At 67.5% G+C, this 12,468-nt stretch carries 13 protein-coding genes and 1 pseudogene; 1 reads left to right on the top strand and 13 read right to left on the bottom strand.

Annotated features, from left to right (window positions below):
• Nucleotides 1-157: pseudogene (locus VMR06_RS16225) on the bottom strand (IS3 family transposase); the annotation flags it as partial.
• 278 nt (nucleotides 158-435) lie between these two features.
• Nucleotides 436-1,209, bottom strand: a complete 774-nt coding sequence (locus tag VMR06_RS16220; RefSeq protein WP_325378229.1) for a DUF4760 domain-containing protein — start codon at nucleotides 1,207-1,209, stop codon at nucleotides 436-438.
• A 959-nt stretch (nucleotides 1,210-2,168) separates the two neighbouring features.
• Between VMR06_RS16220 and VMR06_RS16215 the strand changes: the two genes are divergently transcribed.
• Nucleotides 2,169-2,633 carry a TspO/MBR family protein gene (locus VMR06_RS16215; RefSeq protein WP_325378227.1) on the top strand — a complete coding sequence of 155 codons (465 nt, stop codon included), beginning with the start codon at nucleotides 2,169-2,171 and terminating at the stop codon, nucleotides 2,631-2,633.
• A gap of 4 nt (nucleotides 2,634-2,637) precedes the next feature.
• Here VMR06_RS16215 and queC read toward each other — a convergent pair whose 3' ends face one another.
• The 11 genes from queC to VMR06_RS16160 form a co-directional block, all read right to left on the bottom strand.
• The gene (gene queC / locus VMR06_RS16210) at nucleotides 2,638-3,303 is read right to left on the bottom strand and encodes a 7-cyano-7-deazaguanine synthase QueC (protein ID WP_325378225.1); all 666 of its coding nucleotides are present in this window, start codon (nucleotides 3,301-3,303) and stop codon (nucleotides 2,638-2,640) included.
• Nucleotides 3,300-4,013 carry a 7-carboxy-7-deazaguanine synthase QueE gene (queE, locus tag VMR06_RS16205; protein WP_325378223.1) on the bottom strand — a complete coding sequence of 238 codons (714 nt, stop codon included), beginning with the start codon at nucleotides 4,011-4,013 and terminating at the stop codon, nucleotides 3,300-3,302. The genes queC and queE overlap by 4 nt, the downstream gene beginning before the upstream one ends.
• Nucleotides 4,014-4,056: 43 nt before the next feature.
• A complete protein-coding gene (gene ybgF / locus VMR06_RS16200; RefSeq protein ID WP_325378221.1) occupies nucleotides 4,057-4,947 on the bottom strand; it encodes a tol-pal system protein YbgF in 891 nt (296 codons plus the stop codon).
• 5 nt (nucleotides 4,948-4,952) lie between these two features.
• Nucleotides 4,953-5,465 (bottom strand): peptidoglycan-associated lipoprotein Pal, encoded by a 513-nt coding sequence (gene pal / locus VMR06_RS16195; protein WP_325378216.1) that lies wholly within the window; start codon nucleotides 5,463-5,465, stop codon nucleotides 4,953-4,955.
• 100 nt (nucleotides 5,466-5,565) lie between these two features.
• Nucleotides 5,566-6,876: a Tol-Pal system beta propeller repeat protein TolB gene (tolB, locus tag VMR06_RS16190; RefSeq protein ID WP_325378214.1), complete on the bottom strand. Its 1,311-nt coding sequence runs from the start codon at nucleotides 6,874-6,876 to the stop codon at nucleotides 5,566-5,568.
• 10 nt (nucleotides 6,877-6,886) lie between these two features.
• A complete protein-coding gene (gene tolA, locus VMR06_RS16185) occupies nucleotides 6,887-7,810 on the bottom strand; it encodes a cell envelope integrity protein TolA (RefSeq protein WP_325378212.1) in 924 nt (307 codons plus the stop codon).
• The gene (gene tolR, locus VMR06_RS16180) at nucleotides 7,810-8,256 is read right to left on the bottom strand and encodes a protein TolR (protein WP_325378210.1); all 447 of its coding nucleotides are present in this window, start codon (nucleotides 8,254-8,256) and stop codon (nucleotides 7,810-7,812) included. The genes tolA and tolR overlap by 1 nt, the downstream gene beginning before the upstream one ends.
• Nucleotides 8,257-8,290: 34 nt before the next feature.
• Nucleotides 8,291-8,977 (bottom strand): protein TolQ, encoded by a 687-nt coding sequence (gene tolQ, locus VMR06_RS16175; RefSeq protein WP_325378207.1) that lies wholly within the window; start codon nucleotides 8,975-8,977, stop codon nucleotides 8,291-8,293.
• Nucleotides 8,974-9,399, bottom strand: coding sequence for a tol-pal system-associated acyl-CoA thioesterase (gene ybgC, locus VMR06_RS16170; RefSeq protein WP_325378205.1), 426 nt, complete (start codon nucleotides 9,397-9,399; stop codon nucleotides 8,974-8,976). The genes tolQ and ybgC overlap by 4 nt, the downstream gene beginning before the upstream one ends.
• On the bottom strand, nucleotides 9,392-10,438 hold the full coding sequence (gene ruvB, locus VMR06_RS16165; RefSeq protein ID WP_325378202.1) for a Holliday junction branch migration DNA helicase RuvB: 1,047 nt from the start codon (nucleotides 10,436-10,438) through the stop codon (nucleotides 9,392-9,394). The genes ybgC and ruvB overlap by 8 nt, the downstream gene beginning before the upstream one ends.
• Before the next feature lie 97 nt (nucleotides 10,439-10,535).
• Nucleotides 10,536-12,413: a potassium transporter Kup gene (locus VMR06_RS16160; RefSeq protein WP_325378200.1), complete on the bottom strand. Its 1,878-nt coding sequence runs from the start codon at nucleotides 12,411-12,413 to the stop codon at nucleotides 10,536-10,538.
• Nucleotides 12,414-12,468: the final 55 nt, after the last annotated feature.

Raw genomic sequence — 12,468 nt, 5'->3', positions numbered from 1 at the left:
CTCAGGCCCAGATACCGGCAAGCCTTGCGTTGCGAAACTCCCCGACGGACCAGCACCTGGACCGATTCGCGCCGCGCCATCGGGGTCGTCATTTTTTTCGGACGATATCCTTCATCCCGTCGATCACCAGCATCTGCTCGGCGACCAAGCGCTTCAATCCGGCGCGATTGATCGCCCTGCGGATGCTGGGCGGCTATGAGGGGCGGGTGTTCGATGTGGGCTGGGCCGCTTCTTGTCTAGAGCTGCGGGATTGAAGGGGGGGGGCGACGCTCAACGACGAAGATGCCGGGGGCAGCAAAGAAGAAGCGCCCAGCAGGGCGCTTCTTCGGCTCCTTGGTATGTACGGGCTTTACAGGCCCGTGGTCTCGTTGCACACAGTCTCATCTCCTCGTCGTTGGCGGGTGGGTGGAAGGGGTGTCAGCGATAGCATACCGACTAACGTATGGCGCGTCTGGACTGGTTCAACGCGGGGACGGATGGGCCCCCGATGCCTCTGTTCAGCCGCTTCGCTTCGTCCTCGGTACGCCGCCTTTGTCGCCACGCCTCAGCCGTCTTCTGCAGTTCAGCGTAGGCCATGTCGTTTTCGGACTGCAAGTCTTTGATTATTGGCGAAAAAACGGTAAAGTATCTGATGACCCGACCGCTTTGCATTGAGAAAGCGTACTCGGGGTCCACCAATTTCGCCTGAACAGCCCCACAGAACTTCTCGAACTCGTCCAGGAAGGCACGCACACTGAGGAAGTCATCCGTATCCCCCTGGATTGCTCGCGACACATCAGCTCCGATCGGAGTACCGAACCCCTCCAGTCCTTTAAGGAAGCCATGTTTCTTAGCGATATCGTACATTCGCTGCGTTAGCTCACCGGGCTCCGGGATCCTCGCGAACAGTTGGTGATACATCTGGTAGGACCGTAGTCGGTTCTCGTCTTCCAGCTGCTGCTCATGCCTCTCCATCTGCTGAAGCTGCGCTACTAGCTGCCCACGCACCGCACGAAGCTGGCCCCTGAGGAGGGCGACGGAATACAAGCCAGCGCCGAATAACAGCAGCTCAGATATCCTGAGGGACGCAGACAGGGAAAAGGCGGGCTTCGCCTCTTCATACGCGAAACCAAATCCAATCAGCACAGCGCAAGCGGCGAATACAAACAGTATCACTGTAGGGAATTCACTGCTTGACTCATTCTCTCGAAGCTCTCGTTCTTCTGACATCTGCCACCCCCTGATGGCTGTCCTTGATGTGAACGTAATCCTGCCACTGGCCTTATCAGTTGGCAACTGACGAATTTTCAGAGAAAACGCCTATCCAATCTGCATCCATTCGGGTTTTCGCACTGGTCCGCGAGTCCGGTTGGGCTCAATCCACGTCTAGATGACCAGCGCCACGGGCCTCTCGTTCGGCGGCGAGCTGGCGGGCCTTGGCGTCAGCGCCTCACGCTCCTGCGGCGACATGCCTTTTCCGCGAGCTGGCGAACGTGGCATGAGTGGTGCCGGAGGTGTCGTGTCGACGACCGCAGGTGCAGGAGGGCAAGCGCGAGCTGCCGGACTTGGGGCCAGGATGCCGCGTGCGCTCTGGCGCTGACGATGGGCGATCGCCGCGACCAGCGGTAGGAAATCTCTTGCCCTCGCCGCCGCAGCTTGATCTGCTAGCACTCCGCAAAATTGCAGAGACGAGCATCGATCAGGCGTGGCGCGATGCAAGCGGTTGATTCCGAAGCAGTGCGCAAAATTGCGCGTAGCGAAAACGCCAGCTGACATTTCAAATGGCAGCTGGTCAGGCCCCCAGGCGCCGAGCCGGCGCGCTGCAATTCCTGTGTAATCGTGTCTGCGGAAGTGGCGGTTTGGCAGAGAACTTCTGCAAAGCCGAGAAGGCCGAGACTGAGATAACCGCATGAATTTGCGAAGGACAGTACAGGTCGAGGAAAGGCACAGAAGGCAGGCCAGCAGCTTAAAAGTCCACTGCTCTACCGCTGAGCTAACGGCCCGGAGTCGCGGTTCGCGCCGATCGGATCGGGGCCGCTGCGGGGCGGTCGGGAGGGCGACCGAGCGCGCGACTGTAGCGGGATTCGCGCGGGCTCGCAGCCTGCCGGCCGGATGCCGGCGTGTCGTTGCTGCGCCTTTCAGGTCGCCTCCGGTAGCGTCGCGGCGGTCAAACGGGGGAGCTTTGCGCCATGCGTCGCTACGGATCGTTGCTCATCTTCCTGGTCCTGGTCGCGCTCGCGGCCGCGGGTGGCATCGGGTTCCGGCCGGATGCCTGGTACGCGGCGCTGAACAAGCCGTCGTGGAATCCGCCGTCGTGGCTGTTCTCGCCGGTCTGGACCACGCTGTACGTGCTGATCGCGATCGCCGGCTGGCGCGTCTGGTGCGCGAGCGGCGCGGGCGATATACGCCGCCTTGCGCTGGCGCTGTGGATCGGCCAGTGGATCGGCAATGCGCTGTGGTCGTGGCTGTTCTTCGGCCTGCATCAGCCGGTCTGGGCGATGATCGACATCGCCGCGATGCTGGTGCTGGTGCTTGCCTTTATCGCGGTGACCTGGCGATTCGAGCGCGTCGCGGCGTGGTTGTTCTTACCTTACGCACTCTGGCTCGCGTTCGCGGCCAGCCTCAACGGCGCGATCGTGCAGCTCAACCGCTGAGCGCTCAGCGGTAGCGCGTCGGGTCCGCTACGCCGGCCGCGGCGAAGCCTTCGGCACGCAGCCGGCAGGCGTCGCAATGGCCGCAGGCGCGGCCTTCGGCGTCGGCCTGGTAGCACGAGACGGTCTGCGCGAAGTCGATGCCCAGGCGCAGTCCCTCGCGCACGATGTCGGCCTTGCCGAGCGCGATCAGCGGCGCGTGCAGACGCAGCGGACGGCCCTCGACGCCGGCCTTGGTCGCCAGGTTCGCGAGCGTCTGGAATGCCTCGATGAAGGCCGGCCGGCAGTCGGGATAACCCGAATAATCGACCGCGTTGACGCCGCAGTAGATGTCCGAGGCGCCGAGCACCTCGGCCCATCCGAGCGCGATCGACAGCATGATCGTATTGCGTGCCGGCACGTAGGTGACCGGGATGCCGGCACCGCCCTGTTCGGGCACGTCGATGTCGGCGGTCAGCGCCGAGCCGCCGATCGAACGCAGATCGACCTGCACGGTCTTGTGCTCGATCGCGCCGAGCGCGGCGGCCAGCCGCTCGGCGGCGACCAGCTCGGAGCTGTGGCGCTGGCCGTAGGCGACGCTCAGCGCATGACAGGCCAGGCCGTCGGCACGCGCCATCGCCAGCGTGACGGCCGAGTCCATGCCGCCGGATACCAGTACGACCGCACGTTTCATCGTCCGGACTCCTCGCCCCAGAGGAGCTTGTGCAGTTGCAGCTGGAAGCGGACCGGCAGGCCGTCGGCGAGGATCCACTCGGCGAGGTCGCGCGGCGCGAGCGAGCCGTGCACCGGCGAGAACAGCACCATGCAGCGCGTGGCGAGCGCGTGCTGGCGCACCGTGTCGCGTGCCCATTCGTAGTCGGCACGGTCGGCGAGCACGAACTTGAGCTGATCGTGCGGCGCGAGGTGGGCGAGGTTGTCCCAGCGGTTGCGGCCGATCTCGCCGGAACCGGGCGCCTTGAGGTCCACGACCTTGCGCACGCGCGGGTCGACCGGGCCGACGTCGATCGCGCCGGAGGTTTCGAGCGAGACCTCGTAGCCGGCGTCGCAAAGGCGCCGCAGCAGGATCAGGCAGCGCTTCTGGGCCAGCGGCTCGCCGCCGGTCACGCAGATGTGGCGCGCGCCATGACGCGCAACCTCGTCGAGGATCGCCTCGATCGTCCACCATCGGCCGCCGTGGAACGCGTAGGCGGTATCGCACCAGGTGCAGCGCAGCGGGCAGCCGGTCAGGCGCACGAATACGGTCGGCCAGCCGGCGGCATCGGCTTCGCCCTGCACCGAGAAGAAGATTTCGGTCAGCCGCAGGCGCTCGCCGCGAACGCGCGGCGAGCGGTCTGCATCGGTGGAGCGCGGCTCGGCGTCGAGCCGGATCGGGGCGGGAAGCATCACGGGCAGAGCGGCGGCCGGTCGCCGGCGGGCGATCGGCCGGTCAGCGGCCGCGGTCGAGCGTGATCGCGCGCAGCCGTGCGGTCGCCTGGCGCGCGGCCTCGGTGTTCGGATAGCGCTCGATGACCTGGTTCAGCGTGGTCTCGGCCTCGGACAGCTGCTTGAGTTCGTACTGGCTGTTGCCGACGTTGAGCAGGCCGTCGGCCGCTTTCGGATTGTTCGGATAGCGCGAGACCAGGATCTGGAACGCATCGAGCGCGCGCGCATAGTCCTGCGTCACGAAGTACGCGCGGCCGAGCCAGAAATAGGCATTGCCGACCAGCGGGCTGTTCGGATACTGCGCGATGAAGTCGAGGAAACGACGCTCGGCCTCGGCATAGCCGCCGCTCTTGAGCGCCGAGAAGGCTGCATCGTAGGCGGCGCTTTCGGCCGCCGGATCGGCCGGGTCGACCGCCGGTGCGGCGGCGAGCGTGGGGTCGACCTCGACGGCAGCCGGCGCGCTCGGAGCCGGCGTGCTGCCGGCCGCGGCTGCGGCGCCCGACGTCGTTCCGCCAAGCTGGATGTCGTCGAGCTGGTTGTCGTTCGTCGCGGCACCGGCGGCGGCCGGATTGCCCGCGGGTGCGCCGCCTTCGAGGCGGCCCAGGCGCGAATCCAGATCGATGTACTGGTCGCGATTGTTCTTCTTGAGCTGCTCGACCTGGTTCTGCAGCTCCTCGATCTGGCCCTGCAGCTGCTGGATCTGGTTCTGCAGCTGCTGGTTCTGGTTGACCAGTTCGATACTGTTCTGGGCATTGCCCGGGCCGCTCTTGGCCTCCAGCGCGGCGACGCGCTCGGCCAGCGACAGGCGCTGGGCCTGGGCCGGAACGGCGAACAGAGCGGCGACCGCGAGGGTCGCCGCTCCGAGCTGCTTCAGACGTCGCTGAGCGGCCTGCATCGCGCTTACTTGGCGGTGTAGACGATTTCGACGCGGCGGTTCTTCGACCAGGCCGCCTCGTCGTGGCCGCGGTCGACCGGGCGCTCTTCACCGTAGCTGACCACGTTCAGCTGAGCCGACGAAGCGCCGGCCGCGCTGAGCGCGCTCTGCACCGCATTGCCGCGACGCTCGCCGAGGCCGAGGTTGTACTCGCGCGAGCCGCGCTCGTCGGTATTGCCCTCGAGCGTGACGCGGGCATCCGGGAACTGGCCGAGGTAGGCGGCGTGGCAGGCGATCTGGGCCTGAAACTCGGGATTGATCGTGCTGGAATCGAAATCGAAGTACACGACACGCTGGCGCAGGCACGAATCGGTCTCGAGGCTGTCACGCGTATAGCGGCCCGAGGTGTCCGCCGGAGCGGTCGTGGTCGGCGTCGACGGCACCGGGGCGTCGGCCGGCTTGGTGGTGGTCTTCTTGGCGCAGGCCGCAATGCCGGCGACCAGCAGGGCGGCGACGATGACACGAGCTACGGTTTTCATGTGGATTCCTTGATTTTTCCGGGTTTGGGACAGTGGGCACCACGCAATATCGATCAGGCCCGGAAACGACCTGCCGACACTTTATTGAAAGCTTGCTGGCTCAACGCTGACGATACGGTCCCCAGGCGGGTTCGCGTACGTCGCCGTCGGCCAGGACCAGACGCTGCCGGACCCGGCCGTCCGAAGAGACGGCATACAGAACTCCGCGCGCGCCTTCCGCGGCGGCATACAGCACCATGCTTCCATTCGGGGCGAAGCTGGGCGATTCGTCCTGGTTGCCCGGCGAAATCTGGCTGTACTGCCCGGTAGCGCGATCGAAAACGGCGATACGATACACGTTTCCGCTGCCCTGCACCATTGCGATCGACTTGCCGTCGCAGCACACCGTGGCGCGTGCGTTGTAGGCGCCCTGGAAGGTCACCCGGGCGGCGTCGCCGCCGCTCGCAGACACCTGATAAAGCTGCGGTTTGCCGGAGCGGTCGGACGTGAAGAACACGCTGCGGCCGTCCGGCGCCCAGACCGCTTCGGTATCGATCGCGAAGTGGCGCGTCAGCTGGGTGCGCGCGCGGCTCGCCAGGTCGATCACGTAGATGTCCGGGTTGCCGCCGAAGGACAGGGTCAGCGCCAGCTTGCTGCCGTCCGGCGAGAACGACGGTCCGCTGTTGATGCCGCGCTGCGAGGAGATCAGCTGGCGCTGGCCGGTCGTCAGATCCTGGATATAGACCGCCGAGTTGCCGTTCTCGAACGAGACGTAGGCCAGCTTGCGGCCGTCCGGCGACCAGGCCGGCGACATCAGCGACTCGCCGGAACGCACCACGACCTGCGGGTTGTAGCCGTCGGAGTCGGCGACCATCAGCTGGTACTGGATCTTCGGGCTGACGCCGACCGCGGTCACGTAGGCGATCCGGGTCCAGAACGCGCCGCGCACGCCGAGGATCTTCTCGTAGATCAGGTCGGCGATCTGATGCGCCACGTCGCGCATCTGGCTGCGCTGGCCGCTGATCGCGACGCCGGCCATGCGCTGCTGCTTGGCGACGTCGAACAGCTCGAACTCCACGCGCAGGCCGCCGTCGCCGCCGTCGCCGATGCGGCCGATCACCAGATAGTCCTGCTTGAGCAGGCGCCAGGTCGCGAACTTGACGTCGGCCTCGCGCGCCGGGAATTCGACGATGTTGGACTTGGTCAGCGTGTGGAACTTGCCCGAGCGCGCCAGATCGGCGCGGATCACGTCGGCGACGTCGGTCTCGGGCGGCAGCCCGCCGCCTTCGAACGCGAACGGCACCACCGCGATCGGCAGCGCCGACGGATTGCCGTTGGTGATGTCGATCGACAGGCCCTGCGCGTGCAGGCCCGATGCGTGGCCGATCAGTGCGAGGACCGCCAGCAGGCAGGTCAGGATCCGGTAGTGCATGGGGCGTGCCTCATCCGTCGTACTTGAAATTGAAGGTGATCTGGCGCTGGAACACGTTCTCGTAGCCCTGATACGGCAGCGGCGCGGCGCGCATGACCGCCTGCTCGATCGAGTTGCGGGTCGGCGCGTCGGCATTGCACGGCGAGACCACCTGGACCGAGATCACGTCGCCGCCGGGAATCTGCTTGATCTGCACGGCGCAGCGCAGGCCGGCCTGCGCGCTGTCGGGCCGGTTCCAGCTCGAGGTCACGGCGGCCTGGATCGCCGCCGCATAGCGCGCCGCCAGGTCGTTGTCCTGGCCTCCGGCACCGGTCTGCGCCTGCGCCGCGCGCTGCTCGGCTTCGGCCGCCGCCTGCGCGGCCTTGGCGCGCTCGGCTTCCGCCGCCTGCTGCATCGCCTTGCGGTCGGCCTCGAGCTTCTTCATGCGTGCCTGTTCGTCGCGCAGCTTCTTCTCGGCCGCCTCGCGTTTCTTGCGGATCTCCTCGAGCTGGCGCTGCTGCTCGCGCTCCTGCTCCTCGAGCAGGATCTGTTCGCGGCGCACGCGCTCGGCCTGCTCCTTCTTCTCCTGCTCGGCCTTCTCCTGCGCCAGCGCGGCGATGCGCTCGCGTTCGATCACGTCCTGGCGATCGGGCGGCGGCGGGGGCGGCGCGGCTTCGGCCGGCGTCGGCTCCGGCTTCGGCGGTTCGGGCTTCGGAGTTTCCGGTTTCGGCGGCTCGGGCTTCGGCTGCGGCGGCCGCGGCGCCGGCGCGCGCGTGCCGCTCGGCGCCGGCGCGGCGGTCGGGCCGACCAGCACGGCCTCGATCACCGGTCCGGGCATCACGACGGGCCGAGTTTCCTGCGTCCACCAAAGCCCTCCGAACAACGCCAGTGCGCACAGCAGATGCAGGGCCAGGGCGAGCAGCAACGCGCGCAGCTTGTCGCCGGAGCTCTCCATCAGCGGGCGCGTGCCGTGCCGTCGCCCGGCTGACTCATCAGACCCACCTTCGCGGCCCCGGCCTGCTGCAGCAGCACCATCGCCGCATAGATGCGGCCGTAATCCACGCGCTCGTCGCCGGCGACCAGCACCGGAATATCGGGATTCTGGCGAACGAAGGCTGAAACCTTGTTGACCAGCGCCTCGGCCTCGATCGCCTCGCGCGGCGTCTTGCCGAGCGTCAGGAACAGTCCGCCGTTCTGGTCGACCGTGACCAGGATCGGCTCCTTGTCGTTCTGGATCGCGCGCGCATTGGACTGCGGCAGCTGGATATCGACGCCGAGATTGAGCAGCGGCGCGGTCACCATGAAGATGATCAGCAGCACGAGCGTCACGTCGATGTACGGCACGACGTTGATCTCGGCCTTGAGCTTGCGCCGCTTGCGGGTTCTACCGAGGGTCTGCATGGGGGCTTCCAACGCGTTCGCGACGGGGACGGGGTCAGGCCGCTTCGTCGTGCGGAGCCTGGCGCGCGAGGATCGAGGAGAACTCCTCGACGAAGGTGTCGTAGCGCAGACTGATGCGCTCGATCTTGTTGGCGTAGCGGTTGTAGGCCCACACCGCCGGGATCGCCGCGAACAGGCCCATCGCGGTCGCGATCAGCGCCTCGGTGATGCCGGGCGCGACCATCGCGATGCTCGCTTCCTTGACGTTGGCCAGGCCGTGGAACGCGATCATGATGCCCCACACCGTGCCGAACAGGCCGACGTAGGGGCTGATCGAGCCGACGTTGGCGAGGAACTCCAGGCTCTGCTCGAGCCGCTCGGTCTCGCGCGCCGAGGCCACGCGCATCGCGCGCTGCGCGCCCTCGAGCAGCGAGCGCGAGTCGACGCTGCGGCGCTGGCGCAGCCGCGCGAACTCGCGGAAGCCCGCCTCGAAGATCGACGCGGTGCCGGTGATGCGCTCGCCGTCGGAGGTGACCTCCTTGAACAGGCCGGCCAGGTCGGCGCCGGACCAGAAGCGGTCCTCGAATTCGCCGGCGTCGCGGTTGGCGCGGTCGATCATCGTCTTCTTGCGGAAGATGATGAACCACGACGCGATCGAGAAGCCGAGCAGGATCGCCATCACGATCTGCACCGGGATACTGGCGTTCAGAACCAGGTGCAGGACGTCGAGTTCGGCATTCATCGAGAGGCGATCTCCAAAAGTAGGGGCTCGGGTATCGGTCGCGGCCGGAAGCTGGCCGCGTCGAGGCAGGCCACGTGAACCTCGGCTTCGACCAGCAGTTCGCGGTCGGGTTCACGCAGCAGCTGCTGGGCTACGCTGAAGCGGACGCTGCGCACCTCGAGCGTGCGCACGGTCGCGGTCAGCAGATCGTCCAGCCGCGCCGGCCGCCGGAACTTCAGGTCCATGCGATGCACGACGAAGACGATGCCGGCCTCGTGCTGGAGCTGGTGCTGGCCGATGCCCGCTTCCCGCAGCCACTCGCTGCGGGCGCGCTCGAGGAAGCGCAGATAGTTCGAATGATAGACGACGCCGCCGGCGTCGGTATCCTCCCAGTACACGCGAACCGGCCATGCGAACACCGGTTTGATCTCGCCTTCAGTCATCGTTCACGCCAAACAGATCGTCGGGACGGGGAATCTCCGTTCGCGGCGGCGGCGACAGCCCGAAATGCAGCCAGGCCTTGCGGCTGACCATGCGGCCGCGCGCGGTGCGGACCAGGAAACCCTGCTGGATCAGATACGGCTCGAGCACGTCCTCGAGCGTGCCGCGCTCCTCGCTGAGCGCGGCCGCCAGCGACTCGACGCCGACCGGGCCGCCGTCGAAGTTCTCGATGATCATCAGCATCAGCCGGCGGTCGAGCGCGTCGAAGCCCTCGGCGTCGACCTTGAGCATCTCCAGCGCGGCAGCCGCGACCGCGCGCGTGATCGTGCCGTCGGCGCGGATCTGCGCGAAGTCGCGTACGCGGCGCAGCAGCCGGTTGGCGATGCGCGGCGTGCCGCGCGCCCGCCGCGCGATCTCGCCGGCGCCGTCGGCATCGCAGGGAATGCCGAGGATGCGCGAGGAGCGCCGCACGATCGAGGTCAGCTCCAGCGGGCTGTAGAACTCCAGGCGCTGCACGATGCCGAAGCGGTCGCGCAGCGGCGCGGTCAGCAGGCCGGCGCGCGTCGTCGCGCCGACCAGCGTGAACGGCGGCAGGTCGAGCTTGATCGAGCGCGCGGCCGGTCCCTCGCCGATCATGATGTCGATCTGGCGGTCTTCCATCGCCGGATACAGCACTTCCTCGACCACCGGCGAGAGGCGGTGGATCTCGTCGATGAACAAGACGTCGCGCGGCTGCAGGTTGGTCAGCAGCGCGGCCAGGTCGCCGGCGCGCTCCAGGACCGGACCCGAGGTCGAGCGCAGGCCGACGCCCAGCTCGTTGGCGACGACGTGGCTCAGCGTGGTCTTGCCGAGACCCGGCGGGCCGAAGATCAGCACGTGGTCGAGCGCCTCGCCGCGGCGGCGCGCCGCCTCGATGTAGATGCCGAGCTGCTCGCGCACGGTCTGCTGGCCGAGATAGTCCTCGAGCTTCTGCGGACGGATGCTCGCGTCGAGCAGTTCGTCCTCGCGGTTGGCGCTGGCGGATGTCAGGCGGTCGGACACGGCATCGGGGGCACGGGAAGAGGCGGGTCCGGCCGCGGCCGGACCCGTGCACGATTGTCGCTCAATCGCGGCCCGATTGCGCTGCGGGCCGCGCGCTTCAGATCTCGACCTGGGTGCCGAGCTCGATCAGGCGGTTGCCGGGAATGCGGAAGAACGCGGTCGCCGGCAGCGCATTGCGCTGCATCAGCACGAACAGGCGGTCGCGCCAGGCGACCATGCCGGGCCGGTCGGTCGCCACGATGCTCTCGCGGCTTAGGAAGAACGTGGTGTCCATCATGTCCAGCGGCGCGCCGCACAGCGGGATGCGCGCCAGCTCGGCCGGCACGTCCGGATCCTCGGCGAAGCCGAAGCGCAGCGTGACCAGCTCGAAATCCTCGTTGAGGCGCTTGACTGCGATGCGTTCCTCGTCGTCGACGATCGGCTCGTCGCGGATCTCGACGGTCAGCACCACGTTGCGCTCGTGCAGCACCTTGTTGTGCTTGAGGTTGTGCAGCAGCGCATTGGGCACGCCGTCGAGGTTGGCGGTCAGGAAGATCGCCGTGCCGTGCACGCGCAGCGGCGGATGCAGCGCGATCGACGCGAGGAACGGCTGCAGCGCGATGCCGGTCTGCCGGATCGCCGCCAGCACCAGCTGGCGGCCGCGCCGCCAGGTCGCCATCATCGTGAACACGCCGATGCCGAGCGCCAGCGGGAACCAGCCGCCGTATTCGATCTTGTCGGCGACCGCGACCAGCAGCACCAGGTCGATGCCGACGAACAGCACGCCGGCAGCGGCCGTCGCGACGCGGCTCCAGCGCCAGACGCGGCGCGCCACCACGACCACCAGCAGCGTGTTCATGAACATCGTGCCGACCACGGCCAGGCCATAGGCCGCGACCAGGTTCTCCGACGAGCGGAAGCCGAGCACCGCGGCGATCGTCAGCACCAGCAGCACGCGATTGACCCACGGCAGATAGATCTGGCCGATCGTCTCGCGCGAGGTGTGCAGCACCTTGAGCCGCGGCAGGTAGCCCAGCTGCATCGCCTGGCGCGCCATCGAGAACGCGCCGGAGATCACCGCCTGCGAGGCGACGATCGTGGCCAGCGTCGCCAGCACGATCATCGGGATCAGCAGCGGCGCCGGTACCAGCAGATAGAACGGATTGGAGGCCTTGGCCGGATCGTCCAGCACCAGGGCGCCCTGGCCGAGATAGTTCAGCATCAGGCACGGCAGCACGAGGAAGAACCAGACCAGCCGGATCGGCTTCTTGCCGAAGTGGCCCATGTCGGTGTACAGCGCCTCGGCGCCGGTGATCGCCAGCACGACCGCGCCCATCGCGAAGATCGCGAACTTGCCGTTGTGCGCGAAGAACACCACCGCGTGATGCGGGCTCAGTGCCGAGAGCACCTGCGGCTCGTGGGTGATGCCGATCACGCCGAGCGTGCCGAGCGTCAGGAACCAGAGCAGGGTGATCGGCGCGAACAGCGGGCCGACGCGGCTGGTGCCGTGGCGCTGGATCGCGAACAGGCCGAGCAGGATCAGCACGGTGATCGGCACCACGTAGCGGTGCAGGGCCGGTGCCAGCACCTCGATGCCCTCGACCGCCGACAGCACCGAGATCGCCGGCGTGACGACGCCGTCGCCGAAGAACAGCGCCGCGCCGAACAGGCCGATCACCATCAGCATCCAGCGCATGCGGCTGCTGCTGACGCCGCGCTGGGCCAGTGCCATCAGCGCCATGATGCCGCCCTCGCCCTTGTTGTCGGCGCGCAGGATGAAGGTCGCGTACTTGACCGAGACGACCATGATCAGCGACCAGAAGATCAGCGACAGCACGCCGAGCACGTTCTCGCGCCCGACCGCCACGCCGTGCTGGCCGAACGCCTCGCGGAACGCATACAGCGGGCTGGTGCCGATGTCGCCGTAGACGACGCCGAGCGCGCCGAAGCACAGGGCGAGCAGGCGTTGGCGATGCGGATGGGAATCGGTGCTCATGCGGTCGGGCTCCGGAGCGGAGAGGGCGAAGGATTCGGACCGGCAAGCCCGGAAC

The organism is Dokdonella sp. (genome assembly GCF_035511235.1).
In the GTDB taxonomy this organism is placed as follows: domain Bacteria; phylum Pseudomonadota; class Gammaproteobacteria; order Xanthomonadales; family Rhodanobacteraceae; genus Dokdonella.
Note: the sequence above shows the minus strand (reverse complement) of the source record. Positions and strands in the feature narration are given on the sequence as shown.